This window comes from Pseudomonas sp. AK-TSAG1-1 (genome assembly GCF_056821665.1).
This window is the reverse complement of record NZ_CM165965.1, coordinates 228,323-254,107: the sequence shown is the minus strand read 5'-3', so window position 1 is coordinate 254,107 and position 25,785 is coordinate 228,323. Positions and strand designations below refer to the sequence as shown.

Here is a 25,785-nt window from a genome sequence, read left to right as displayed (position 1 = left end):
GGCCGTTGTCGAAATTGCGGCACGCCCTTTGAGATATGTGCCGATGGTCAACAACAATCAAAATGACTCATCCCTTGCGCAGTGGCCCGAGGCCGCGCAAACCCTGATGGCGCTGATGCACGCCCAGGGCGAAGTTGCTCGGCTGAGCGAGCGCGAACAGCTGTTCAGCTCACTGCTGGTGAGCGTCAACGCGGTGCTTTGGGCGTTCAACTGGGAAACCCGTCAGGTGCTGTACGTCAGCCCCGCGTATGAACGGATTTTCGGGCGCTCCGCAGGGCTCTTGCTCGCCGACTACAACCAGTGGCGCGACAGTATCTACCCCGACGATCTGGATTACGCCGAACGCAGCCTTGCCGAAGTCCTGCACAAGGGCGCGGTGGAAGACCGCGAATACCGGATCATCGCCGCCGACGGCCAGCTTCGCTGGCTGAGCGACAAATGCTTCATCAACCGTCAGGACGAGCCCGGACAACCGGTGATCATTGTCGGCATCGCCGAGGACATCACCGACAAGAAGCACATGGAAACCGAGCTGCAACGCCTGGCGACCACCGACGTGCTGACCCAAAGCAGCAATCGCCGCCATTTCTTCGAATGCGCCAACCGCGAATTCGAAGAGGCACGCCTGCAAGGTGCGCCACTGGCGTTTCTGCTGCTGGACATCGACGACTTCAAGCTGATCAACGACAGCTACGGCCACCCCGAGGGCGATAGCGTGCTGCAGCGCATCGCCGAATGCGGGCGCGGCTCTTTACGCCGGGGTGATCTGTTCGGGCGCATTGGCGGAGAAGAGTTCGCAGCGGTGTTCCCCGGTTGTGCATCGGACATGGCGATGCAAGTGGCAGAACGGCTGCAACAGGAAATTCAGCGCTTGAGTTTCAGCCATGACGGGCAGACGTTCGGCATCACCGTCAGCCAGGGCCTGACCAGCCTCAACCCAGAGGACGACAGCCTCGACAGCCTGTTCGCCCGGGCAGATGCGGCGATGTACGAGGCCAAGCGCCAGGGCAAGAATCGGATCATTACTGCCTGAACCCGGATTTGCGCCATCCAGAGCTCCGATGTGGGAGCGGGCTTGCTCGCGAAGGCGGTGTGTCATTCAGCAATTGTGTTGCCTGATACACCGCCTTCGCGAGCAAGCCCGCTCCCACAGGGTTGGGTGAAAACCCCGGTTATTTACGCATCCTCATCAATTCCGGCAACCCGATCTTCAGCAGCCGCGCCGTGCGACTCCTGGCCAGTTCCTCTACGCCCTCATGCTCGGTCAGGCGGGCCATTTGTGCTGCCATGTTCATCACCAGCGCCTCGCGAGAATAAACCCCGCCACCGAGCTGATAGACCGACGCAATCAACTCGCGCAGCTCCAGCGGCAAGCGCCAGCGCGTGCGCAGCGCCGAACCGTAGGCCGCGCCAAACTCCGCCAGCGCGTCGCCCACCTCCTCCCACTCATCCAGTTCTCCGCCGGCCTGTTTCCACTCCTGCAAACAACGCAGCAACGCCAGATCGCCAAGGCGATGCAGCATGCCGGCGCAATAGCAGCGCTCCTGATCCAGATCGAGCAGGCGTGCCAGGGTGCGGGCGTATTCCGCGGTGTGCAGCGACAGCCCCCAATAGCGCTCGGCGTAGTCCGCCAGGCACGGGTCGCTGAGTCTGGCACTGCGCTTGAGCGCCAGACCAAGAATCAGGTTCATGCTCTGCCCGGTGCCGAGCCGATGCAGCGCTTGCCCCAGGGTCTGCACCGCCGCGCCATGATGCTGCGCCGCACTGTTGGCCGCCGCGATCAGTACCGCAGTGATTTGCGGATCAGTGCGAATTTCATCTTCCAGCAACTTCAGGTCGAGGCCACTGGGGTTCAGGCTGCGCTTCACCGCCACCTGCACATCGGTCATCAACGGCGCACCATCGGCGCGCTCGCGGCGCCGCTCAAGGAACACGGCCAGGGTCATGCCGGGCGCCAGCGTCGGCACCTCGCAGAACACTTCTTCGCCGGCATTGAGCAGCAAGCCCTGCAGGCGTTCGGTCAGGCTTTCCATGTTCAACGGTTTGGTCAGGTAAGCCGTGGGAGCCAGCGGGATGGCTTCGCGCACGCTGGCGCTGTCGTTGCGGCTGCTCATCAGGATGAACGGCAGTGGTGGATTGCGCTTGCGCTGACGCACGCTGCGCAGCACGCTCAAGCCATCGATGCCCGGCAACTCCCAGTCGACGATCGCCAGGTCATACGGCACTTCGCTGAGCAATGACAGAGCTTGTTGGCCATCGGCACACAGGTCCAGCCGTGCATCGCAACGGACGTTGAGCAACACTTGTTTGAGCAGGTCCCGGGACCACGGATCGGCTTCGGCAATCAGCACTCGAGGTACGGCGGGTAAATCAACGGCAGTCATGCGCGCTCTCCCTTGCAATGCCTGAACCTTAGCCAATGCTGGCCTTTCGATACAGCGCAAAAGCACCGGATGTGTTTCAAGGGGCGTAAAAAAACCCGCCGAAGCGGGTTTTTTGTCGAACCGATCACACAGTGCCGGGGCTTACAGCTCCGAGAAGCACTCTTCGATGATCGCCAGGCCTTTGTCCAGTTGCTCGTCCGGCGAGGTCAGCGGTACGAGTACACGCAGAACGTTGCCGTAGGTGCCGCAGGACAGCAGGATCAGGCCCTTGTCACGCGCCTTGGCCACCACAGCTGCAACGGCCGTCGGGTTTGGCTTGTGGCTGTCGCCGTTTTCGAACAGCTCGACCGCGATCATCGCGCCCAGGGCACGCACTTCGCCGATCACCGGGTACTTGGACTGGATGGCCTTCAGACCGGTGACCAGACGCTCGCCGACTGCCTTGCAGCGGTCCAGCAGTTGCTCTTCTTCGAACACTTCCATCACGGCCAGGGCCGCAGCGCAAGCAATCGGGCTACCGGCGTAGGTGCCGCCCAGGCCGCCTGGGGCAATGGCGTCCATGTATTCGGCCTTGCCGCAGACACCGGCCAGCGGGAAGCCGCCCGCGATGGATTTGGCGAAGGTGGTCAGGTCGGCAGCAACGCCCATCTGTTCCATGGCGAAGAAGGTGCCGGTACGGCCAGCGCCGGTCTGCACTTCGTCAGCGATCAACAGGATGCCGTGCTGGTCGCACAGTGCACGCAGACGCTTCATGAATTCTTTCGGCGCGACGTAGAAACCACCTTCACCCTGCACAGGCTCGATGATGATCGCGGCGATGTCTTTCGGCTCGGCGTCGTTCTTGAAGATGCGTTCGATGGAAGCGATCGAGTCGTCGATGCTCACGCCGTGCAGTTCGTTCGGGTACAGCGCGCGGAAGATGCCGCCTGGCATCAGGCCCATGCCGGCCGAGTAAGGCACGACTTTACCGGTCAGGCCCAGGGTCATCATGGTGCGACCGTGGTAAGCGCCGGTGAAGGCGATCACGCCGGCACGGCCAGTGGCGGCGCGAGCGATTTTCACGGCGTTTTCCACGGCTTCGGAACCGGTGGTGACCAACAGGGTTTTCTTGGCGAAATCACCTGGCACCTTGGCGTTGATCTTTTCGCACAGCTCAACGTACGGCTCGTAAGCCAGCACCTGGAAGCAGGTGTGGGTCAGCTTGTTCAACTGTTCGGTCACGGCCGCGATGATTTTCGGGTGCACGTGGCCGGTGTTCAGCACAGCGATACCGCCGGCGAAGTCGATGAATTCACGACCTTCAACGTCAGTCACGGTAGCGTTCTTTGCCGATTCAGCGAAGATCGGGTGAATCTGGCCAACACCACGGGGTACGGCAGCGGTACGGCGGGCCATCAGTTCAGCGTTAGTCTTACTCATTACAGTCCTCATTCACCGCTCATCGGGCGGCGTGGTTCAAGGATTAAGCGGGAGAAATCGGCGGTGGCAGCATGCGATGATCGACTGCCACGGCGTTCCTGGCCGCAGAGAAAATTCCGGTTTGAAACGACGCAAAGGGACAGCGCTCTCGTGCCCTTTGCGTTTGCAGCGATCCCTTTCCCGGCTTAGATGCCCAGGCAGAGGTATTTGATTTCCAGGTAATCTTCGATGCCGTACTTGGAGCCTTCACGGCCCAGGCCCGAGGCCTTGATGCCGCCGAACGGCGCGACTTCGTTGGAGATCAGCCCGGTGTTGACGCCGACCATGCCGTATTCCAGGGCCTCAGCCACACGGAACACGCGGCCCAGGTCGCGAGCGTAGAAGTAGGAAGCCAGACCGAACTCGGTGTCGTTGGACATCGCGATCACTTCGGCTTCGTCTTTGAAGCGGAACAGCGGCGCCAACGGGCCGAAGGTTTCTTCCTTGGCCACGGCGGCGTCTTTCGGCACGTTGGTCAGGATGGTCGGCTCGAAGAAGTTGCCTTCCATCGGCTTGCCGCCGGCCAGCACGGTGGCGCCTTTGGCCACGGCGTCAGCGATGTGCTCTTGCACCTTGGCCACGGCTTTTTCGTCGATCAGCGGGCCAGTGGTGGTGCCCTCTTCCAGACCGTTGCCGATCTTCAGCTTGGCCACGGCCACTTTCAGCTTCTCGGCAAACGCGTCGTAGACCGAATCCTGAATGTACAGGCGGTTGGCGCAGACGCAGGTCTGGCCGTTGTTGCGGTACTTGGAAATGATCGCGCCTTCGACAGCCTTATCCAGGTCCGCGTCGTCGAACACGATAAACGGCGCGTTGCCGCCCAGTTCCAGCGAGACTTTCTTGATGTCCTTGGCGCATTCCGACATCAGCTGGCGACCGATTTCGGTCGAACCGGTGAAGGACAGCTTGCGCACGATCGGGTTGCTGGTCAGCTCGCTGCCGATGTCGCCGGCGCTGCCGGAGACCACGCTGAACACGCCTTTCGGAATGCCGGCACGCTGCGCCAGTTCAGCCAGGGCGAACGCGGAGAATGGGGTTTGCGAAGCCGGCTTGAGCACCATGGTGCAACCGGCGGCCAGCGCAGGGCCGGCTTTACGGGTGATCATCGCCGCCGGGAAGTTCCACGGGGTGATCGCGGCGGTCACGCCGATCGGCTGCTTGATCACAATCAGGCGCTTGTCTGGCTGGTGGCCCGGAATCACGTCACCGTAGATGCGTTTGGCTTCTTCGGCGAACCACTCGATGAACGAAGCGGCGTAAACGATTTCGCCCTTGGCTTCGGCCAGCGGCTTGCCCTGTTCGAGGGTCATCAGGCGCGCGAGGTCGTCCTGGTTTTCGATCATCAGTTCGAACCAGCGGCGCAGCTTGCCTGCACGCTCCTTGGCGGTCAGTGCACGCCAGGCCGGCAGCGCTTTATCAGCGGCTTCGATCGCGCGGCGGGTTTCGGCAGCGCCCATTTTCGGCACGGTGCCCAGAATCTCGCCGGTGGCCGGGTTGTTGACCTTGATCGTCTGACCGTTGTCCGCATCGACCCAAGCGCCATCAATGAAGGCTTGCTGGCGGAACAACAGGGTGTCTTTAAGCTGCATGTCGGCTTTCCTTAACAGCACCGCGGCCTGCGCGGAGCAAAATTATGATTGTAGAAAGGCGCCTCGCAAGGCTGCCGTCAGGGAAATCATCTACCGGGTGAGGCGCAGCGATAGTGCGTTATTCACAGCGCCTGCGCTTCAACACCCAATCAAAGAGCGTTTGAAATCTCAAACGGATCGTAGGATCAAAGGGGTTAAAGGACAATAGGTCGTTCGAAAAAAAGAACAAAAACGGCGTGTTTGTGGAAATTTTCAGATCAACGAGCCAAAAGCCCCGGCCGCAACCAAACCATAGATCAGCCCGGCAAAAGCGCCAAGCGAGGGTTTTGCAGGACGTTACAGCTTTAAGGAATGCAGCGATTTCTCCCGACACGCGCCCTGACAAAACCCGCCAAAACCCGGCATGGACGCCCCGAGCCGACCTAGGTATGATGTCGCCCGCTGCACCAGTAGCTCAGCTGGATAGAGTACTGCCCTCCGAAGGCAGGGGTCGTGGGTTCGAATCCCGCCTGGTGCACCACTGATTTAAACGAGAAAGCCCCGGACTGTGATGGTCCGGGGCTTTTTTGTGGGCGCTGGTTTTTCATGCGACGGCGATCACTCCGTCGTCCAGTCAAACTCATCGTAATCGTCGTCCTCGTCATCGTCTTCCTCCCCAACCTCCTCAAAAACCTCGTCTTCTTCCACGACGTCTTCTTCCGACTGGTTCAGCAGAAACTCCTTGCGAGCCTCGGTAATCGCGCGCCGCATCTCCTCGCCCTTTTCCGGGCAGTTGAGGAGTTGGGCGATGCGGTCGATTTTTGGTGCCACGGTGTTCTCCAGCGTTCAGCTATGGCCCGATAGTGCGCGTTTTTGCGGGGCAATGCCAAATGGCTGGGCGAACAGGCGGTCAATTTTGGCGGATTTGTTCCAGTCGCAGGTCGAGGTCCACGCTGGGGTAGCGTTTGTGCAGGTTGTTGTACAGCGCATCAGCGGCTTGCGACTGGCCGGATTCGCGCAGGCGCAGCACTTCGCGCAGTTGCGTGTCGAGGCCGTTGGCCGGGGCGGCGGCGCGTTTGCTGACTTTGGCTTCGTCGGCGCTGGTTACGTCGCTTTGCATCGGTGCAGCCATTTCCATCATCGGCGCCGGCGCGGGCATGGCGCCAGCAGGGGTTGCCAGCGACTGCGCTTCGGGGGCTTGTTTGCGCGACAGTGGTGCGGCGGGTTTGGCGGCCGGGGCGAAGTCGAATCGAGGTTGCGGCTCCGGTGCACGTTGCACCAGCGACAGCATCAGGGCCACGCCGACCAGGCTGGCGAACGCGACCTGCCAACGGGGTTTCTGGCAGGCTTGCAGCCAACGTTGCCACAGGCTTGGCTTCAGTGCCGGCGCGGCGCGCTGGGCAGCGGCGAGAATCAGCGCATCGAGGTGCTCTGGCGGTTCGCCGGTGTGTTGCTCGCGGTAATGCTTGAGCAGTTGTTCTTCGGGTGTCTGGCGGGCGTCAGTCATGTCAGTACCTCCTCGGCCAGCAGCCGACGCAGTTTTTGCTGGGCGTAGCGCAAGCGGCTCTTGACGGTTTCCAGCGGTGTTTCGGTGAGGCTGGCGATTTGCGCCAGGTCGAGGTCGCCGTGGGCACGCAGCAGGAACACTTCGCGCTGATCGGCGGGCAGGGCTTGCAGGGCGCTTTCCAGGCGCTGGCTGTCGCGGCTGAGGTTCAGCAATTGTTCGGGATCGTTGGTCTCGTCGCCAACCGCATGCAGCTGTTCGTCGTAGCTGTCGTGCAGCGGCTGATGAGCACCGTGTTTGCGCCAGTGATCGATCAGGCGATTGCGCGCAATCTGGAACAGCCACGTACGAAACGTCGCCCGCCCCTGTGGCTGACTGGCACTGCGAATCAGGCTCAGCCAGGTGTCCTGAAATACTTCGTCAGCCAGTTCCGGTTTGCCGCTCAATCCCAGCAGAAAGCCGTACAAACCCTGACGATGGCGGGCGTACAGAATCTCGAACGCCACGCTGTCGCCCTCGCGATAACGAGCCAGCAGCGATTCGTCGCTGCTGGCCTCAAGGCTGTCGGCGGAGGCAAACAGCTGTGTGATGAAGCCTTTGAGGCGGCTCACTATTCAATCCGTCGCTCAGTGGGCATCGCACTCGATGCGGTTGAGGTGCGCAGGCTTTGCGCCAGTTCCACCAGTTGCACAAACTCGTTGCGCAAGCCGAAACGGTCATCGCCGCGCGCGCCACGGGCCAGCGCTTCGGTGTCCTTGAGGCTGAAATCGCCGGTGTAGCGAGCGTCCTTGAGCTGCTGGGAAAATGCCGCGACGGCGGCGGCAAAGCGCAGATCCTCGCTGGCCGGTGCGACCTGATTGGCAATCGGCCGCTCGATCAGCAGACTTTTCCCACCTTCGGGCTGTTGATAACGCACACGCAGCATCGCCAATTCCCCGTTCTTCGCCGCAACCGCCGCCTCCGATTTACCGTAGCGCAGCGGTTCCAGCCAGCCCTGCTCACCTGCCGGGACAATTTCATACAGCGCAGTCACCGTATGTCCTGCGCCGACTTCACCGGCATCGACCTTGTCGTTGCTGAAATCCTCACGCTTGAGCGCGCGGTTTTCGTAGCCGAGCAGGCGATATTCACTGACCTGCGCCGGGTTGAATTCCACCTGCAGTTTGACGTTTTTCGCCACCACCGCCAGGGTCGAGCCGAGTTGATCCACCAGCACTTTGCGCGCCTCGCGCAGGTTGTCGATGTAGGCGTAATTGCCATCGCCGGCGTCGGCCAGTTGTTCCATCAAGTGTTCATTGTAGTTATCCACACCAAAACCCAGGGTGGTCAGGGAAATTCCGGTTTTGCGTTTATCCACAGCCATTTGCTTGAGGCTGTCGAAGTCGCTGACGCCAACGTTGAAGTCACCGTCGGTGGCCAACAGGATGCGGTTGATGCCTTTGGGGATGAATGCCTGCTGCGCCATTTGATAGGCCAGTTCGATGCCTGACGCGCCAGCCGTTGAACCGCCTGCGGTCAATTGCTCGATGGCTGTGCGAATTTTCGCTTTCTCCCGTCCGGACGTTGGCTCAAGTACCACGCGGGATTCGCCGGCATACACCACCAACGACACCCGGTCCTGCTCGCGCAACTGATCGACCAGCAATTTCAGCGTGCTTTTGACCAGTGGCAGTCCTTCGCGGCGATCCATCGATCCGGACACGTCCACCAGAAACACCAGATTCGCCGGCGCCAGCTCGGCCACGGCGCGGTCAGAGGCCTTGATGCCGATGCGCAGCAGACGGGTGTGCGGATTCCACGGGGTGGCGGCCAGTTCGGTGGTCACGCCAAATGGCGAATCATCAGTTGGCAACGCATAGTCGTAGGGAAAGTAATTGACCATTTCCTCCAGTCGCACCGCGCCTTCTGGCGGCAGACGCCCCTGATTGAGCAAACGCCGGACGTTGGCATAGGCGCCGGTGTCGACGTCGGCGCTGAAGGTCGAGACCGGGGACTCGGCGACGCTATGGATCGGGTTGTCAGCCAGCGTTTGATATTGCTCGCGCTGCGCGTCGCGATAGCCTTGTGGATAACTTTCAGGGGCCGGCATCGCCACGAAACTGGCCATCGACGCCGGACGCGCACTGCGTTTGGCCATGGCGACATCGGCCATAACCGCTTCGTGCTGAATCGAAGCCTGCGGCTGGGCCGGCGCCGGGACGGCGGCTGACTCCGGATTGGAAGACACGCCGCAACCGGCGACGGCCAACAACACACCGACCGCAGCAGGTCGCAGAAAAGGCAGAGAAAGGGACATGGGGGCTGACCTCGGGATGAAAGTGATCCATTCATCCACTGAGACGGGCAGCCCCTTCAGTTCGGGTTAAACGCCACTGAAATTATTTTCAGCGGTGATAACGCCGCACCACACTGCTGTTACGCAGGACGTGGCCTTTGATCTTGTCCATCAGTTCGGCGCGGGTCAGACCGGCCGGCAAGGCGTCCGGGGCGAGGTCCAGGGCGTAGATCTGGATGATGTAGTGGTGGGCGCTGTCGCCAACCGGTGGGCAAGGCCCGATGTAATGGGTGGTGCCTTTGCTGTTGGTGCCGCCAACGCCTTCGAGGTTGGATTTGGCACCGACACCGGCCGGGATCTGCCGAGTGGTGGCCTTGATGCCGTAGTGAATCCAGTGATCGACGCCCATGCCCTTCTGGCCGTCCGGGTCATGCATGACGATCGCGTAGCTCTGGGTGGCGCTGGGGCCCGCGTTCCAGGCCAGCGCCGGCGACTGGTTCTTGCCGCCGCAACCGGCCGAATCGCTCGCAGCAGCCGAGGTGAACAGGCGGTTGTCCGAGACACCGGGGATGTCGAGGGTAAAGCGCTCGGCTGCCTGCGCCGGAAACTGCACGCAAAGGGCGACGGCAACGGCCGCCAGCCAAGGGTTGAGAGAGGTCAATCGGGTCATTCCGGGAGCACCTTGTGCAGTTGGGCCTTCGTCGGCCTGCAAACTATAGCTGTACCGTTGATGCCGTGGCAGTAGCAATTGGCTGAACCTCGCACTGTGCCGCAAACTCGTAAGAGAAATACCCGCGAGGAAGCCGATCATGTCCCTGCACCGTGTCGCCCGTGTCGCCGATGTCCCTGAAGACCGTGGCCTGCAAGTCGAAATCGGCGACTGCAAGATTGTTCTGCTCCACGCAAACGGCCAACTACGGGCGTTTCAGGGCGAATGCCCACACGCCGGCGCGCCGCTGGCTGACGGTGCGCTGTGTCACGGACGCCTGATCTGCCCGTGGCACAAGGCCGCGTTTCGCGCCGAAGACGGCGCGTTGTGCGAGCCACCGGCCCTCGACAGCCTCAAGCGTTATCCGCTGGAGTTACGTGGCGATGAGGTCTGGGTCGACGATCAACCGCTACCGGATGCACACACGCCGCCGGCGGATGATCCGCGCACTTTCGTGATTGTCGGCGCAGGTGCAGCCGGCACCGCGTGTGCGGCGGCACTGCGCGAGAAAGGTTTTGGTGGCCGGCTCATCATGATCGACCGCGAACCGGACGCCGGTTACGACCGCACGGTGCTGAGCAAATTTGTCCTCGCCGGTGAGATGACCGCGCAGGACACCCCGCCACTGCGTGATGAAAATTTTTATAGAGAGCAGCGCATCGAACGCCGGCAAGGCGAAATCACTGCCCTCGATGCCTCAGCGCAAACCCTGCAGTTGGACGACGGCCAGTCCCTGCACTACGACGCGGCAGTGCTCGCCACCGGCGGCGCGCCCAACCCCCTGCCATTGCCCGGTGCCAACCTGCCGCAGGTGTTTGTCCTGCGCTCGAAAGCCCAGGCCGAACAGATCATGCGCGCGGCCAGACCCGAACAGCGCGCAGTCATCATCGGCGACAGCTTCATCGCCCTCGAATGCGCCTCGGCCCTGCGCCAGTTCGGCCTCGACGTGACAGTGATCGCTCGCCACGCGATTCCGTTTGCCACGCAGTTCGGCGAAGCCGTCGGCAAGGCGATCCGTGCGTTGCATGAAGCGCACGGAGTGAAATTCATCACCGATCACGAAGCCCGCGAAATCACCGGCGACGGTAGCGTCGAGGCGGTGTTGCTGGACAACGGTTTGCGTGTGTCGGCGGATCTGGTGCTGGCGGGGGTCGGTGTGCATCCGGCCACCGAGCCGTTTGCATCGCTACCTCGGGAGCAAGACCAGTCGTTGCACGTCGATGCCGGCCTGCGCATCTGCGAAGGGTTATGGGCGATTGGCGACATCGCCACGTTCCCCCTGAACGGCCAGCCGCAACGCATCGAACACTGGCGCCTGGCCCAGCAGCACGCGCGCATCGCCGCCGCCAACATGCTGGGCGCTGATGAGCATTATCTGGACGTGCCGTTTTTCTGGACCTGGCACTTCGGCAAAAACTACGACTACCTGGGCCATGCCAGCCAGTGGGATGAAGTCGAATTCAAGGGCACACCCGAACAGCCGCCCTTTATCGGCCTGTTCGGCGACAACGGCGTGGTGGTCGCCGCCGTGGCCTGCGAGCAAGAGCGGGCCATGGCGATGCTGGCCGAACGGATGAAGCAGCCGCTGCCCATGGAAGAGGCATGGCGGCTGGTTGGCGAGTTCAGCCAGGACGATTCATAGGATCACGATTGTCGTCGTCCTCGGCGTGCAGGAAGATCACCCGAGGGTGCTCCAGCGGCGCCAGCGGTGATGGCAGTTGCTCTGGCTCTAGCGGACGGAAGTTCAGCACCACATGGCTGATATCACCGTCCTGGTCGTTGTGGATGGTCATCACCCCGGGCGTGCGCAGCTTCTGCAAACGGTCATCGCACAGGCGAAAGCTCTTGGTCAGCCCTTCATCGTCGACCACCGGCGCCGGCAAGCGGCGCTGGGCAAAGCTTCTGCTCTTGCGCTGTTGATAGCGGGCCCAGGCAATCAGGATCACCGCGTTGATCAGCGCCACCCACAGGTAGACGTGCAGAGTACCGAGCGCTTCGAACGCCGAGTTGTCGATGCGCGGCCCACCGGCATGGGTGTCGATCAGCGGCCACAACCCACGCACCAGCAGAAACAGCAGGCCGACCCAGGCCAGCACGGTGAGGATCACATCGATCACGACCAGAAAGGGGCGCTGGCGGGTCCGGATGATTTTCATTTGATGACCTCCTCTTCGTCGTCTCCGACCGGTTTGATACCCCGGTCAGGGCTGACCCAACGCGCACGCTTCTGATGCTGACCGAACAACACCTTGGGGAAACTGACCAGCGTGGTCAGCAGGCTGATGAACCAGAACACCAACGGATACCAGACCACCCAGAACATCGTGCGTCCCAGGCCCGGCTCGTAGCGCCGGTCAATGATGATGCTGACAGCGAACTGCACCAGACAGACGAACGCCAGCAACAGCCCGGTGAACGCCGGCGGCATCAGATGGTGAACGGCAATCGCATCCGGCATGACCACGAACTTGCCCACCGCCCAGAAGATCACCGACAGCAGGAAGGTGAACGCCCACCCGGTCGACAGGCAGTATTCGAACAGCAGCGGCCACAGGTAACGATGACGGTACTGCCAGATGCCGCGAATGTTCTTGAACAACACTTCGGCACCGCCCTGCGCCCAGCGCAGGCGCTGCTTCCACAGGCCGCCGAGGGTTTCCGGCATCAGGATCCAGCACAAGGCGCGCGGCTCGTAGAAGATGCTCCAGTGATCGAGTTGCAGCTTCCAGCTGATGTCGATGTCTTCGGTGATCATGTCCGGGCTCCAGTAGCCGACCCGGTTCAATGCCGTGCGACGGAACGCGACGATCACTCCGGAGACGGTGAAGATCCGCCCGAACACGCGCTGAGTACGTTTGATCAGACCGATGATCGACGAGAATTCACCGACCTGTACCCGCCCGACCAATGTCGAGCGTGTGCGAATCCGTGGGTTGCCGGTCACCGCGCCAAGCCGTGCGTTGTCGAGCATCGGCGCCACCAGATAGGCCGCAGTGTTCGGCGCCAGCAGCGCATCACCGTCGATGCACACCAGATATTCGCTGCGCGCAGCAATCGCGCCCATGCGCAGGGCCACGGCCTTGCCCTGGTTTTCCGCCAGATGCAGGACCCGCAGCCGTGGGTCTTCCTTGGCCAGTGCGTCCAGCACTTGCGCGGTGTTGTCCTTGGAGCCGTCGTTGATCGCAATGACTTCGATGTTCGGGTAATGCTGACCGAGCGCGGCGTGGATGGTGTCGGCGGCATTGTCGCCTTCGTTGTAGCAAGGGATCAGGATCGAAATCAGCGGCTCGCCTTCCAGTGGCGGCGGCAGGGTGTCGTCCTTCCACGGCCAGTGGCGTTCCCAGTGCAGCCAGAAATACAGGCCGCCGGAAATCCACAGGCCGGACATGAACAACGGGTAGAAGAACACGAAGTCCATCAGGAACTGCCCGGTGACCAGGAAGATCAATCCCAGCGGCACGCCGAGGACGAGCGCCAGAACAAGCAGGGCTAACAGTCTATCCAGCATGTCATGGGTTCCATTTGTTGGAGAGCGCAGGCCGTACGGTTTTCAGGTCCGGCAGGTTGTCGAGGAAGTTGTCCGGGTAGTAACCGAAACTGGTCGCGCCCTGACGCTTGAGCCGGCCCATCCAGTCGGCCAGTTGGGCGCCATCGATGTCGGCCTGGTCTTTTTTCGTCCAGTCCCGGGCCTGCAGTTCGAACACCGTGCGGTCCAGTGCACCGGGGCGCTGTTTGATTTTTGCCACCAGTTCTTCGAGCCACGGGCCGGATTGCGCCTGGGTCTGTTTCTCCATCAATGGCATGGCCATCGGCGCCGTCCAGTCGTAGGTCACGAGGAAGTCGTCGAGGTTCTGTGCAAACCAGGCTTCGCTGTCAGGGTTGAGCACCGGTTCGGCGAAGATGTTGCGCGCGGTCAACACCTGCGGGCCACGGATCGCCCGGACCTTGGCGGTCAGCTCATTGGTGAAGTCGATCAGGTAACGGCTCTTGAACCGCGTCCAGCGCTGCATCGCTGCCGGATCGTCACGCAGGGCAGCAATCGACCCCGGCAAGCCATGCGCTGCGTAGGCCTTCAAGGCCTGGGGGCTGGCGTCTTCGAAGTCCGAAAGCACGGCGTCGTCGTGATAGAGAATGCCGTCGACCGAGGTCAGGCGCGCCACGTCTTCGTAGATTTCACCGATGATCCGCCGTACCTCGGGATCGAACGGTGAGAGGCGCTGGTACTGATCCGGGTCGACCGCGGTGGTCCCGGTCTGCGGATCCCAGCGCGTCACGCGCGGCAGTTTCGCATCGAGGCCAAAACTGAGCACCGGCATCCAGGCGAACACCTTCACATGGGCGCGGGTGCGCAGTTGCCAGGCGACGCGGTCAAAGATGTCGGCGCGTACGGGCAGGTGACGGTTGGGGAAGTACAGCGAGTGCACCAGGCCATCACCTTTCGGATCGGCAAAGGCCTGCAGGAACACCGTGTTGGCGCCCATGTCGGCCATGCGCTGGATCAGCTTGCCCAGGTTGATTTCCTGCTGCGCCGGGTCAGGGTCATAGACGTTGTCCAGATCGACGTGGACCACACGCATGGTGAAATCCTGCTGCGCCGCGACGATGCTGTTGGCGAAATGCTCGCCGTCAGGGTCGGAGGCCACCAGGAAGCGTGGGCTGCTCATCAGGTTGTCGAGGGCATCGAGACCGTCGTCCAGGGTCAGGGCCATTTCGTAGCCTTGGTCGCCGATCACGGCCAGCGAAGTACCGTCCGCGGTACCGTACGGCCAGACCCAGATACGTGGTTTGTAGCCGGTGACCTTGCGAATCTTCTCCGAAATGGTCACGACGTCGGTGCGGATCCTTGCACGAAAATCTTCTTCGGACTCGTAGCGCTTGGTGACCGGATCGTAGCGACGAGTCGCCGCCGCCGGCTGCAGGTTGCCTTGCGGGTTGGCAAGGATGCCTTTGTGGCTGGCGTCGGTGTGGGCGGCGATTTCCACCAGCCCCGATTGCGAGATTTCCCGCACCTGGTCCCAGGTCAGAAAGTCCGAACGCGCTCGCGGCGCACCGGCGAAATCCACCGGTTGATTGAGCGGCGTGTCGATCCAGACACCGACCGGCGCTAGCAAGGCATGCCAGTTATAGGCGCGCAGTACCGGCAGCACGCGGGTGTAGAAACTCGCATAACCGTCGTCGAAACTGAGCAGGATGGCTTTGGGCGGCAGTTCCGGGCCGCCCTTGCGCGCGGCCATGATCTGGTCGACGGTGACCGGTTTGTAGCCGTTCTCGCGCAACCACGCGAGCTGCTCGATCATGCGTTCGGTGCGTACCGCCACCACCGCCTGATCGGGGTCACGGTCTTCGACGTCGTGATAGGCAATGCCCAGCACATGGTTTTTCGGCCACGGTTTTTCATTGGCCGCTACCGGACGCTGCGACGGCGGTGCGAAGGCCGGGGCTTGCTGGGCGCAGGCGCTGACCAGCAGCACTCCCAGCAGAAGGATGAAACGCGTAATCAAAGGCATCTTCAAACTCTTCTAGAAGCGGAAAGTGAGGTCGACGAGCAGACGCAGATCGGTCTCCCGATCACCGTCGTAAGGCCGGTTGATCACACTGAACAAGCCGCCCACCTCGAACACGTCGTTCCAGGCATAACGTTGGCCGTAGCCGAGCATCGCCATGCCGCCAGTGCCATGGTCACGCTGGCTGTACGTACCCGCACCGGCCTGGAACTGCTGGCTCCACGAGGTTTCGTAACGGTGGTAGAGCACATGGTTGACGTTGACCGTCGGCATGACGCTGAAGTCCGACTTCGGGTTGAAGTACGGCACATCCTCGGAATTGGAGTTGTGGCTGGTGCCGACTTCCAGACCGGCATCGACCTGCACGTTCGGCGCGCTGTAAACGCCTTCGCGCCCGGTCAGCAACGCCTCGACGCGATTGTTGCCATCGCTGAAGTGCGACGGGCTGACCGACAGCCGCCACTCGCGGCTCTCGTTGGCGCGCCAGCGGATGAACGCATTGCCGCCATTGGCCTTGATGTCGCTGTTGAGGGCACGCAACGGTGTCTCGGCCGACAGATAGGCAAAGCTGCCGCCGTACTGCCAGTTGTCGTTGATGTCGCGGGCAATCGCGATGCGCGCGCCCTGCTTGGCGCCGTAACCGTAATCGTGGTTGGAGACCTCGGCTTCCAGGCTCATGTCGCGGGTACGCCGCTCCAGGCCGACGCGCTGGAAGCGGTCGGTGCCGGTGCCTTCGGCGAAATCGCCGGTGGCATAACCGGCACCGACGAACACACGCCAGTCTTCATCGATCGGCGGGCTGTACAGGGTGCTCTGGATACCGAAATCGCGGCTGCCACTGACCGCGCCTGCACCACCACTGCCGCCGCCTCCATTGGCCTTGCCACCGTAGGCTTCGACGCGCAGTTCGGACATGTCGTGCACTTCGCGCTCACGGGCCGCGCGCTGCACCTGACGGTTGTCCGGGAAACGCTCGACCACGTCATCGGTCAGCGCATCCATCTGCCGCCATTCCTGCAGGGTCATCGCGGTACGCGCCTGGGCCACTTCCAGGCCCATGTCGCGGGGCACCATGCTCTCGGTTTCCTTGAGCTGGTTTTCGGCGCGGCGGGGCCACTGACGGGCCAGATACAAGTCGGCCTGGGCCAGGCGCAGGCCGATATTGCCCGGCGCCTGATCGACCAGCGTCTGCAGGCGCTCCTCACCGTGCGGCAGGTCGGAGCTGTAGGTGCCGGCCTGCGCCGCGAGTTGCTGGGCGTCCATCCATTCGTCGTTGGGGTTGCCGATGGGCAGGCCCTTGAGTTCGACCCGCGGGTTCTGGCTCTTGGCCAGATCCTCAGCGACTTTGCGCGCCTCTTCGGCGCGGTCGCTTTCCAGCAGTGAGTAATACAACGCCGTGGTGTCTTCGAGGCGATCACCCACATCGGCGTCCGGCGCCGACAGCACCTGACGATACAGATCGGTGGAGATCTCCGGTTGGCGCTGATCCAGATACGACGCCGCCACCCAACGCAGGGCGTAGGTCGGAATCTTCACGCCTTCGGCTTGCAGCTTTTGATATTCGGTAATGACCTCGGCAGTGCGCGCTCGGGCCTTGAGTGCGCCCATGCGATCGATGCGCCAGCGAATCACGTCATCGTGGGCGCTGGCGTCCGGGGTCCAGGTGGCAAGCAGTTTGTCGTAATCGGCCAGCGCGCGGTCGGCAATCACGTAGCGTTCCTTTTCGCTGCGCGAAGCGAGTTCGGCCAGACGCACGCGTTCGGCGGCCAGATCGCCTTCGAGGCGACGCAGGGTGACCGGGTCGATCAGACCGGGGCGTTGATTGGCCAGGCGCAGTGCCGGTTCCGGCAGACGCGCCTTTTGCAGGGCGACCACGTATTCACGGGCAACTTCCGGCTTGCTGCCGGCGCGCATGAATGCCTGATCGTATTCAAACAGAGCGTCGTACTGCTTGCCGGCGCGGGTCAGGGCGTAGCCCAGCGCGAGACGACGGGAAGGATCATCCGGTTTGGCGGCGACCAGTGCCTTGGCGCGAGTCACGGCTTCGTCGGGTTTGCCCGAGTCCGCCTGAGTCAGGGCCAGCCCCAGTTGCAGGTCGGCGTTGTCCGGCTCCAGCGCCAGGGCCTTGTTGTAGACCTGAGTCGCCTGGTCCCAGCGCTTGAGGTTGCGGTAGGCGCGTGCGGTGGCGGTCAGCGCCTGCACCGGCAGCACCCGGTCACGGCCCTGGGTTTCATAGACCTGCACCACTTCGGCATCGAGACCCGCCCAACTGGCAATCTGCAGGTGATCGCTGACCTGCCCGGTGGTCGACTGACCGGGCGGCACCTGACGCAGCACATTCAGCGCCGGCGTGGTCTGCCCGGCACGGGCATCACGCACCATCTGATCATAGGGGGTGTCGGCAAACGCCAATGCCGGCCAAAGCAACTGGCTGCACAGCGCAACGCGAAACAACGGGCGTAGACCACGATGTAAAACAGGAACATCAATACGCGGCATTCGTCAGCATCCTTACATGGCCAGCCGGGTCGCAATGCCCTCCTTGCCCATTCGTAACGGAGACCAAGTCAGATAGCACTCGGCCAAGCTTAGTCAGGCAGTCTTGCATGCAAGCGTAGTCGAATATTCAGAACACAATAATTGTTCAGAATGTGGCGCCGGATCAGCCGAAAACCCGTACACCGGACAGCAAAACGCCCGGCGTCTGGGGATCAGAGGCCGGGCGTTGCTATTTAGAACGCAGTATTACTGCACTTGCGTGACGCCAGCGAACTTGCTCATCAGGAAGCCGACGAACTGCTCGACGGTCATCTTCTGGCCGTTGAATTCCACCTGATTGGCGGCGTAATGCAGTTTGGTCACGACATTGGTGCCATCGACAGTCGCCAACTGCGAACCGACCGCCATGCCGGAGAACATGTCGGCACCGGCACTCGCCTGGTCGACGATGCCTTTGGCGTCAGTCTGGCCGTCGAGTTGCGCCTGGACGCTCAGCAGATCGACCAGCATCGGCTTGGACACCTGAATATTCAGATCCAGCAACGCGATCAGTTGTTTGCCCAGTTGATCCGGTGGCAGATCCATCGACTGCGGCTTGGTCAGGTCAATCACCAGACTGGCGCGGCTTTCACCGTTGGCGGTCTTCAGCGACAGGTTTTCCAGCGCGATCTGCGGCCCGGCGCCCAGCAGTTTCTGCAGATCAGCCTTGACCTGTGCCGACTCGGCTTCGGTCAAGTTCAGCTCCGGTGCCGGCAGGCCGGCTTCGGCAGCGGCCGCCGCGTCCTTCTCGTACGGCTGCAATTTGGTCTGGTAGATCTGCATCAGCGACAGGGTCGACGGGATGTCGAGGTTCTTCAGGCTCATGGCCATGCTGGCCGAACCGATTTTCTTGTCGTTGAGGGTCACTTCGCCGACCTGATAGTCAGCACGGCCGGAGGCGTTGCTGCCGCTCTCTTCGGTGAGGTTCTTCATTTCGAAGTTCTTCACGCCGAGCACCGACTGCTTGGGACCGAAAGTGGTTTTGCTGTTGGTCAGCTCCAGGGTGTTTTCCCCGGTGTAGTAGCCGTAGCTGCTCTTGGTCAGGTTGCTGGCCAGGGTCAGACCGTTGAGTTCAACCTGCACCGGTGCCTGGTCTTGCGCCACGGTGACGAGTTTCAGGCTGTCCATGTAGCCGTCAGCCTTGACCTTCTGCGCCTGGGCACTGGCGGAGATGTTCATGGTCAGGCCGGAGAACTTCAGGCTCGACTGCTCGTCCAACGCCGTTTCCAGCGGCAGCAGTTCGACGCTGCTGGTGGTGGATTCGTCGTAGCCGATGTTGGTCACGCCTTTGAGCGGCGCAGCGCCTTTGGTGGCGGCAAACCATTTTTCGGTGGCCGGGCTCTTTTCCAGCTCGTAGTTGCTGGTGGCCATGACCGGCAGCCACTTCAGCGACACCAGACGCGAGAACGGCAGCGGGCCGTGCTCGATGTGGTCGACGAACAGCAACTCGACCGGCTTGTCACCGAACATCTCGCCTTCACCCTTGAGGCGGTAGTGCGCGGTGCTGGTGAAGGTGTGACGCTCCAGCGACACCAGTTCCAACGACGCGCTGCCATTGGAGCCGGCCATCGCGGTCTGCAGCTCTTTGTTGGCGTTGGTGACGGCGTTGTTCAGCACGCCTTCAATCTTGGTCCCGGTGTACCAGGCCCCGCCGGCGCTGATCGCACCGATGGCAACAACAATCCCGAGAAGCACGCCTGCTGATTTATTCATGAATGACCTGATCAATGTCCGTGGCTGAAAGTGTGGTCGTCTTCCCTGAACCCGTGACCGGGTCGCGGCTCGACTCCGCTGAAATTAGCGGTGGAGATTAGCACTGGCAGCGCGAGGCGGCCCAATGTTTAAAGGTTAAAGAGTGTCTATGGGGAGTGTGGACAGTCGACAGGCAGGGAGAGTTTCGCTGTTATTGCAAACGCCTTCGCGAGCAAGCCCGCTCCCACAGATACCGAGTTGTGCTTGTGGGAGCGGGCTTGCTCGCGAAGTGGCCAGTGAAGGCAATGCACATCAGGAATACTGAACCTCGATCTCATCCAGTTGATGATCAAAGCTCTTGAGCCGCGCCGTCCAGGTATACACCAGCACTTCAAAGTCGCGATCGATCACCGCCCCGCCCGGCCCGTCGGCCCGGGGGTCGCAGAAGTCCAGTTGATAACGTTCGCGGGCCATCGCGGTGGCGACATCCGACAGTTCACGGGCGTTGTTGAGCCAGTGCCAGCCTTCATCGGCAATTTGTTTGTCGAGCTCCAGGCACTGCTTTTTCAGGGCTTCGAGGCTTTTTTCCAGCGGCGTGCCGGTGAGTTCGCCCATGACTTCGGCGAAAGTGCGCCCCGGTTGCCAGTAGCTGCCCCAGAAGTAGCGATCGAACACGGTTTCAACCCGACGCAGGGCAACTTTGGTGTCCCAGATCAGCACCAGGGTTTTGCCCTGTTCAAGCTGTCTTTTCTTCACCCGCTGCACCTGGATCGACGCCCAGGCCACCACCACGATTGCCATCACCGCGATCAACGCTGTGGCGCTGTCGAGGAAGACCATGGCCTTGTCGATCTGGTGGGCCAGCATGATGCCGTAGAAATAGGTGGCCGATAGCAGCACCAGCGCTACCAGGGCGCACCAGAAGCCGAGAGCGTAAGGGTTTTTCATTATTGGTTTCCCCTAGACCAGCGCTAGCAATGTGCGCTGAAAGGGCGCCTTGCTCGGGGCGCCCTTCCAACACTTCAAAGCATAGCAACGGCTTCAGGGTTTGCTGGCGCTTGAGGCTTGCGTTCGTCCGCTTTCCCAACCGCCGCCCAGCGCGAGGAACAAATCGATCTGGCTCATGGCAACCTGGGTGTTGGCGGCGGCCAGTTGCGCGGTGACGTCGGTGTAGGTGCGGGTCGCCTGCAGGTCGGCGAGGAACGACTCACGCCCCGCCTGGAAGAAGCGATGCGTCTGGTCTGCCGCCAGTTTCGCCGACTGCTCGGCGTCGGCCAGTGCGTCGCGGCGTTGCAGCAGCGCGCTGTACTGGGCCAGACCGGTCTGGGTTTCGCGGATGGCATTGAGTACCACGCCGTCGAAATGCGCCAGCGCGCCCTGGGTATTGGCTTCGGCTTCGCGGATACGTGCGCGGGCGCCGTTGGTCGGCACCTTCCAGCTCAGCGACGGGCCGAAGCCCCAGCGGTTGGTCGACGGATCGCCCAGATCGGAAATGATGCCGACGGTGCCGATGGTCGCGCCGATGCTGATGTCCGGGTACAGCTCGCCAGTGGCGACGCCAATACCGGCCGTCGCGGCGGCCAGACGACGTTCGGCCTGACGCACATCGGGCCGGCGCTTGAGCAGTGCCGCACCGTCGCCAACCGGCACCAGTTGAGCGATTTTCGGCAGTTCGGCGCAACTCGCGGTGCCGGCCGGCAATTGATCGACCGGTTTGGCCAGCAGCATCGACAGGCGGAACAGACCCGCCTGACGCGACGCTTCATAACGCGGCATGTCGGCGCGCAACGACTTGAATTGGGTTTGCGAACGGGTGACCTGGGTTTCATCGCCACGCCCGGCATCGCGCAGGCGCTGGATCAGGGTGGTGCTTTGCGATTGCAGGTCGAGGGAGTGCTGGGCGATTTCCCGCTCTTCATTGGCGGCACACACTTGGGTGTAGGCCCGCACCACGTCCGCCACCAAGGTGATGCGCGCGGTATCGGCCGCCGCTTGCGTGGCATCGGCGTTGGCTTTCGCCGCTTCGATGCCGCGCTGCAACGTGCCCCACAGGTCGAACTGATAAGAAGCACTGATGCCGATGTCAGCAACGTTGGCCACCGGCACTTTTTCCGGCAGCAGGAACGCCTGACCGGATTCCTGCAAGCGCTGCGCGCCCATCTTCACGCCGCCGCTCCAGCCACCGGCCGCTTCAGCTTCATCGACCTGCGCGCGGGCCCGCGACAGGTTCGCCGCCGCCACCCGCAAGTCAGTGTTGGACGCCATGGCCTGCTGCACCAGTTGGTCCAGGCGCGGGTCCCGGTACAAACGCCACCAGTCCGCCGGCACCGGCGCCGACACCACCGGCTTGCCGTCCACCGCCAGTTCACCCTGAAAGTCCTTGCGCTGGACTGCCGCGTCAGCGGGCAGGTGATAGTCCGGCCCGACCATCTGACACGCCGAGAGCATCACGCCCAACCCGGCGATCATCAGGAGCCTGTTCATTGCGCAGGCTCCTGCTTTTGCTCGTCGATGATCGACACGGTGGCAGTACGCCCGGCGATCATGCGGAAGTCTTCCGGCACATCGTCAAAGGCGATGCGCACCGGAATCCGCTGCGCCAGACGTACCCAGCTGAATGCCGGATTGACGTTGGGCAGCAGGTTATTACCGCTGGTGCGGTCGCGGTCTTCGATACCGGCGACGATGCTTTCGACATGCCCGCGCAGCTTGGCCTTGTCACCGATCACGCGGATATCCACGGACTGGCCGACATGAATGCCGTCGAGCTTGGTTTCTTCGAAATAACCGTCGATGTGGAACGAGTTGCTGTCGACCACCGACAACACCGGACGCCCGGCGGTGACGAATTCCTGCACACGCGGCGCGCGGTCGTTGACATAGCCGTCCACCGGGCTGCGGATCACCGAGCGGTCGAGGTTGAGCTGAGCGCTGTCCACCGACACCAGCGCTTCGGCCAGGGCCGATTGCGCCCGGGCGACCTTCGACTGGCTTTCTTCCAGCTGTTCGGCCGGCACCAGGTTGCCCAGGCCACGGTTACGCTTGGCTTCGCGCTGCGCCTGGGCGAGGGTTTCTTCGCGGTCGGCGACGGCGGCCTTGGCCTGACGCAGGGCCAGTTTGAAACGGTCCTGGTCGATGCTGAACAGCACTTGGCCGCGCTTGATCAACTGGTTGTCCTTGACCTCGACCTGCTGGATCAGCCCGGACACGTCCGGAGCGATCTGGATGATGTCGGCGCGAATGTGGCCGTCGCGGGTCCACGGCGCAAACATGTAATACATCACCATGCGCCAGACGAGGACGACGGCGAAAGTCACGATCAGCAGGGTCAGTACCACGCGACCGATGGTCAGAAACGGTTTTTTCATGTCATCAGGTATCGACTGAGTGAGTCCACGCCGTACAACAGCACAGCGTAGAGAGCCACGTTGAACAATGCCCGGTGCCAGACCAGACGGTAAAAGTGCAGACGTATAAGCACGCCGTGCACCAGCAGAAACAACACATAGGTGATGCCCATCAGCACCAGCAGGGTCGGCAGGAAAATGCCGCTGATATCCAGATCACCGATCATAGGGGCGCTCCATCGGGCAGCGGTTCTTCGGCATCGCTCGTGCTGACAAATTCCACGCCGGGCAACAACGCCAGGCGCAAACCGCTCAGGGCATGCAACAGGTTTAGACGGGTTTCTTCGTCGCCGTGGCCTTTGAGCGCACGGCGCGCGCGGTCCATCGTCATCAATAAGGGGCTCGGTGCCGGCAAGCGTTCGCCAGCCTTCAGGCAAGCGCGGAAATACTCGCCGACCTCAGCCACGACTTGTTGCAGCAGGACCTTCGGCGCGCCTTCGACACGCGGGGTGTAGGCCAGCAGATCCAGCAGGTTCAAGCCGACACGCACTTCACGCATGGCGATGCCGGTGTCCTGACCGGTCATCGCCAGACGTGGCAGGTGCTGCATCAGGCGGTCGAGCAACTGCACGCCCAACTGCCGGTGTTCGGCGAGGTTGGCCGGCTCGGTCATGTGCACGATGTCTTTCCAGCTGAAGCGGGTCAGACGCTTGGCCGCCAGCTCGACGCCGAACGGACGGGCAATCAGGGTCCAGATGAACGCAAACAGCAGCCCCATCGGCCCGGCCAGGTTGGAGTTCACAAAGGCGAAGAAGTCCGCGTCGTACGCGCCCTGAATACTGATGAACGACGAGGTGTTGACCAGCGTCAGGAGCATGCCGAGGTAGAAACGCGGCTGCACGGTCAGGGTGCCGACACAGATGAACGGAATCGCAAACGCCAGCACCAGCATCGGAAAGTCGTGCAGGTTCGGCAGAATCAGAAACAGATAGAGGCTGGCGAACAGCACCGACATCCCGGTCCAGAAAAAGAACCGGTAGATCTGCGGCGCCGGGTCGTCCATCGAGGCGAAGAAACTGCAGGCCACCGCCGCCAGAATCACCGCACTGCCGCCGTCCGGCCAGCCGAGCAGAATCCACAACGTCGAGGCGACGATGATCGCCAGGATGGTCGAGGCCACCGAATACAGCATCATCCCGCGGTCGAGAAACGGCGTCAGCCGTCCGAGGCGCCAGTGCCGGTAGACCGCGCGCCAGCTGTCCTGCCGTTCGCACAGAATTGCGTCCTGCAGGCTGCGGCAGTCCTGCCACAGATCGATGAATTCGCCGAGGCGATAAATCGAGTTGGAGAACAGCAATTGCTTGCGGTCTTCCAGCGCTTCACAGCTCGGTTGCAAGGCCTGAAGCTGATCCTTGAGGGCCTGCCAACGCGCCAGATCGGCGTCTTTATGAGCGAGCCATTCACGGGTTGCCGCCAGCAGCGGCGCGAATTTCTCCACCAGTTCCGGCGTGCGTCGTTCAAGGGCGTAGAGCGAGTCTTCAAGGGCGTCGATTACCGGTAACAGGTGAATCATCCGCCCACGCAGCTCCTTGGTGTTGCGCACGGTTTGCGGCCGGGAACCTTCGTGAGGCAACTGGCCGATCATCAATTCCAGGCTGTTGAAACTGGCGACCATGGCCATGCGCAGGGCCGTGACTTGCTCCGGCTGCACATCGCGGCTGAGAAATTTCAGGCTGTATGTCGTGGCATCGGCGAACCACTTGCTCACTGCGTCGTTGAACACCGGCGCCAGCCGGCGCGGCCAGAACATCGCGCCGATCACCGCCGCCACGGCAATGCCGAGAAAAATCTCTTCGGTCCGCGCCTCCGCCACGTCCCACACCGCCAGCGGGTTATCCACCGTCGGCAAGGCAATCAGCGGCAGGGTGTAGCCGGCGAGCATCAGCGCGTAGTTATTGGCGGTGCGCAAGTGCAGCGACAGGAACAGCAAGATCCCCGTCCACAAGGCGATGACCACCACCAGCACGTAAGGGCTCTGCACGAACATCGGCACGAACAGCACCGCCGCTGCAGCCCCGAGAAAGGTGCCGATGGCGCGGTACAAAGCCTTGGAACTGGTCGGCCCGAGAAACGGACTGGAGACGATATACACCGTGGCCATCGCCCAGTACGGACGCGGCATTTGCATGAGCAAGGCGATGTACAGCGCGATCATCGACGCTGCAAAGGTACGGACCCCGTAGAACCAGTCCCGGGCCGGAGGAATGCCGGAGAAAAAACCGTTCAAGAATTGATCACCACAGGCGGATTGGCCGCCTCAAAAGCTCTCAGTACCCGAAGCGTAGCTTCCAGATCACTCTGGTCGATGCCTTCGAGCACTTCATGACGCAGACGTACCAGTTCGATTTCCACCGCTTGCACCAGCTCGCGGCCGGTGTCGGTCAGGCTCAGGCATTTGGCCCGGCGATCCTGCGCATCTTCGGTGCGACAGACATACCCGGCATGACACAACTGATCGAGCAGGCGCACCAGCGACGGACTCTCCATGCCCGCCGCCTGCGCCACCTGCACCTGCCGCACACCCTCACCCAACCGCCCGATCATCAACAACGGCACGGCGCAGGCTTCGGAGATGCCGTAGTTGACCAGCGTGGTCTGGCAGATCTTGCGCCAATGCCTGGCGGCCACCACCATGGCACTGCTGATGTTCATCTGGAGAGCGTCGAGGGAATTCGGCACGGGGAAATGCACACTGTTAGTTTGCTAACTATCAATATCGCATTGGCGGGGAATTTCAGTCAAGTTT

At 62.1% G+C, this 25,785-nt stretch carries 21 protein-coding genes and 1 tRNA gene; 3 read left to right on the top strand and 19 right to left on the bottom strand.

Going from position 1 to position 25,785, the window contains the following annotated elements:
* The first annotated feature begins 43 nt into the window (after positions 1-43).
* Complete coding sequence (locus tag AC1UK9_RS01080; RefSeq protein WP_482579059.1) at positions 44-1,033, top strand: GGDEF domain-containing protein; 990 nt, start codon at positions 44-46, stop codon at positions 1,031-1,033.
* Positions 1,034-1,172: 139 nt separating this feature from the next.
* Here AC1UK9_RS01080 and AC1UK9_RS01075 read toward each other — a convergent pair whose 3' ends face one another.
* The 3 genes from AC1UK9_RS01075 to gabD form a co-directional block, all read right to left on the bottom strand.
* The gene (locus AC1UK9_RS01075) at positions 1,173-2,384 is read right to left on the bottom strand and encodes a response regulator (RefSeq protein ID WP_025113403.1); all 1,212 of its coding nucleotides are present in this window, start codon (positions 2,382-2,384) and stop codon (positions 1,173-1,175) included.
* A 141-nt stretch (positions 2,385-2,525) separates the two neighbouring features.
* Positions 2,526-3,803: a 4-aminobutyrate--2-oxoglutarate transaminase gene (gabT, locus tag AC1UK9_RS01070; protein WP_482579057.1), complete on the bottom strand. Its 1,278-nt coding sequence runs from the start codon at positions 3,801-3,803 to the stop codon at positions 2,526-2,528.
* A 185-nt stretch (positions 3,804-3,988) separates the two neighbouring features.
* A complete protein-coding gene (gabD, locus tag AC1UK9_RS01065; RefSeq protein ID WP_025113404.1) occupies positions 3,989-5,431 on the bottom strand; it encodes an NADP-dependent succinate-semialdehyde dehydrogenase in 1,443 nt (480 codons plus the stop codon).
* A 443-nt stretch (positions 5,432-5,874) separates the two neighbouring features.
* Between gabD and AC1UK9_RS01060 the strand changes: the two genes are divergently transcribed.
* Positions 5,875-5,951: transfer RNA gene (locus AC1UK9_RS01060), tRNA-Arg, on the top strand.
* A gap of 77 nt (positions 5,952-6,028) precedes the next feature.
* Here the strand turns inward: AC1UK9_RS01060 and AC1UK9_RS01055 are convergent.
* The 5 genes from AC1UK9_RS01055 to AC1UK9_RS01035 all read right to left on the bottom strand — a co-directional run bounded on the left by AC1UK9_RS01055 (position 6,029) and on the right by AC1UK9_RS01035 (position 9,859).
* Positions 6,029-6,241, bottom strand: coding sequence for a hypothetical protein (locus AC1UK9_RS01055; protein ID WP_473014121.1), 213 nt, complete (start codon positions 6,239-6,241; stop codon positions 6,029-6,031).
* Positions 6,242-6,320: 79 nt separating this feature from the next.
* Complete coding sequence (locus AC1UK9_RS01050) at positions 6,321-6,917, bottom strand: hypothetical protein (RefSeq protein ID WP_482579054.1); 597 nt, start codon at positions 6,915-6,917, stop codon at positions 6,321-6,323.
* Complete coding sequence (locus AC1UK9_RS01045; RefSeq protein ID WP_482580443.1) at positions 6,914-7,495, bottom strand: RNA polymerase sigma factor; 582 nt, start codon at positions 7,493-7,495, stop codon at positions 6,914-6,916. Before AC1UK9_RS01045 ends, AC1UK9_RS01050 begins: the two co-directional genes overlap by 4 nt.
* Before the next feature lie 29 nt (positions 7,496-7,524).
* On the bottom strand, positions 7,525-9,210 hold the full coding sequence (locus tag AC1UK9_RS01040; RefSeq protein WP_482579052.1) for a vWA domain-containing protein: 1,686 nt from the start codon (positions 9,208-9,210) through the stop codon (positions 7,525-7,527).
* 88 nt (positions 9,211-9,298) lie between these two features.
* On the bottom strand, positions 9,299-9,859 hold the full coding sequence (locus AC1UK9_RS01035; protein WP_025113409.1) for a YbhB/YbcL family Raf kinase inhibitor-like protein: 561 nt from the start codon (positions 9,857-9,859) through the stop codon (positions 9,299-9,301).
* 139 nt (positions 9,860-9,998) lie between these two features.
* Here AC1UK9_RS01035 and AC1UK9_RS01030 point away from each other — a divergent pair, with 139 nt between their 5' ends.
* Positions 9,999-11,540: an FAD-dependent oxidoreductase gene (locus tag AC1UK9_RS01030; protein ID WP_482579050.1), complete on the top strand. Its 1,542-nt coding sequence runs from the start codon at positions 9,999-10,001 to the stop codon at positions 11,538-11,540.
* On the opposite strand, the gene pgaD is transcribed toward AC1UK9_RS01030, so the two are convergent.
* The 11 genes from pgaD to AC1UK9_RS00975 all read right to left on the bottom strand — a co-directional run bounded on the left by pgaD (position 11,521) and on the right by AC1UK9_RS00975 (position 25,691).
* A complete protein-coding gene (gene pgaD / locus AC1UK9_RS01025; protein ID WP_482579048.1) occupies positions 11,521-12,054 on the bottom strand; it encodes a poly-beta-1,6-N-acetyl-D-glucosamine biosynthesis protein PgaD in 534 nt (177 codons plus the stop codon). The genes AC1UK9_RS01030 and pgaD overlap by 20 nt on opposite strands.
* Positions 12,051-13,406 (bottom strand): poly-beta-1,6-N-acetyl-D-glucosamine synthase, encoded by a 1,356-nt coding sequence (gene pgaC / locus AC1UK9_RS01020; protein WP_025113412.1) that lies wholly within the window; start codon positions 13,404-13,406, stop codon positions 12,051-12,053. Before pgaC ends, pgaD begins: the two co-directional genes overlap by 4 nt.
* 1 nt (position 13,407) lies before the next feature.
* Complete coding sequence (gene pgaB / locus AC1UK9_RS01015) at positions 13,408-15,405, bottom strand: poly-beta-1,6-N-acetyl-D-glucosamine N-deacetylase PgaB (protein ID WP_025113413.1); 1,998 nt, start codon at positions 15,403-15,405, stop codon at positions 13,408-13,410.
* Between the two features lie 12 nt (positions 15,406-15,417).
* Positions 15,418-17,901: a poly-beta-1,6 N-acetyl-D-glucosamine export porin PgaA gene (gene pgaA / locus AC1UK9_RS01010; RefSeq protein WP_482579045.1), complete on the bottom strand. Its 2,484-nt coding sequence runs from the start codon at positions 17,899-17,901 to the stop codon at positions 15,418-15,420.
* A 246-nt stretch (positions 17,902-18,147) separates the two neighbouring features.
* Positions 18,148-19,653, bottom strand: a complete 1,506-nt coding sequence (locus AC1UK9_RS01005) for a YdgA family protein (protein ID WP_025113415.1) — start codon at positions 19,651-19,653, stop codon at positions 18,148-18,150.
* Positions 19,654-19,944: 291 nt separating this feature from the next.
* A complete protein-coding gene (locus tag AC1UK9_RS01000; RefSeq protein WP_025113416.1) occupies positions 19,945-20,580 on the bottom strand; it encodes a hypothetical protein in 636 nt (211 codons plus the stop codon).
* Between the two features lie 93 nt (positions 20,581-20,673).
* The gene (locus tag AC1UK9_RS00995) at positions 20,674-22,116 is read right to left on the bottom strand and encodes an efflux transporter outer membrane subunit (protein WP_482579043.1); all 1,443 of its coding nucleotides are present in this window, start codon (positions 22,114-22,116) and stop codon (positions 20,674-20,676) included.
* Entirely contained in the window at positions 22,113-23,000 is an 888-nt protein-coding gene (locus AC1UK9_RS00990; RefSeq protein ID WP_025113418.1) for an efflux RND transporter periplasmic adaptor subunit, read from the bottom strand. Before AC1UK9_RS00990 ends, AC1UK9_RS00995 begins: the two co-directional genes overlap by 4 nt.
* On the bottom strand, positions 22,997-23,206 hold the full coding sequence (locus AC1UK9_RS00985; RefSeq protein WP_025113419.1) for a DUF1656 domain-containing protein: 210 nt from the start codon (positions 23,204-23,206) through the stop codon (positions 22,997-22,999). Before AC1UK9_RS00985 ends, AC1UK9_RS00990 begins: the two co-directional genes overlap by 4 nt.
* Positions 23,203-25,266, bottom strand: a complete 2,064-nt coding sequence (locus AC1UK9_RS00980) for an FUSC family protein (protein ID WP_482579041.1) — start codon at positions 25,264-25,266, stop codon at positions 23,203-23,205. Before AC1UK9_RS00980 ends, AC1UK9_RS00985 begins: the two co-directional genes overlap by 4 nt.
* On the bottom strand, positions 25,263-25,691 hold the full coding sequence (locus AC1UK9_RS00975; RefSeq protein ID WP_007961473.1) for a MarR family winged helix-turn-helix transcriptional regulator: 429 nt from the start codon (positions 25,689-25,691) through the stop codon (positions 25,263-25,265). Before AC1UK9_RS00975 ends, AC1UK9_RS00980 begins: the two co-directional genes overlap by 4 nt.
* Positions 25,692-25,785: the final 94 nt, after the last annotated feature.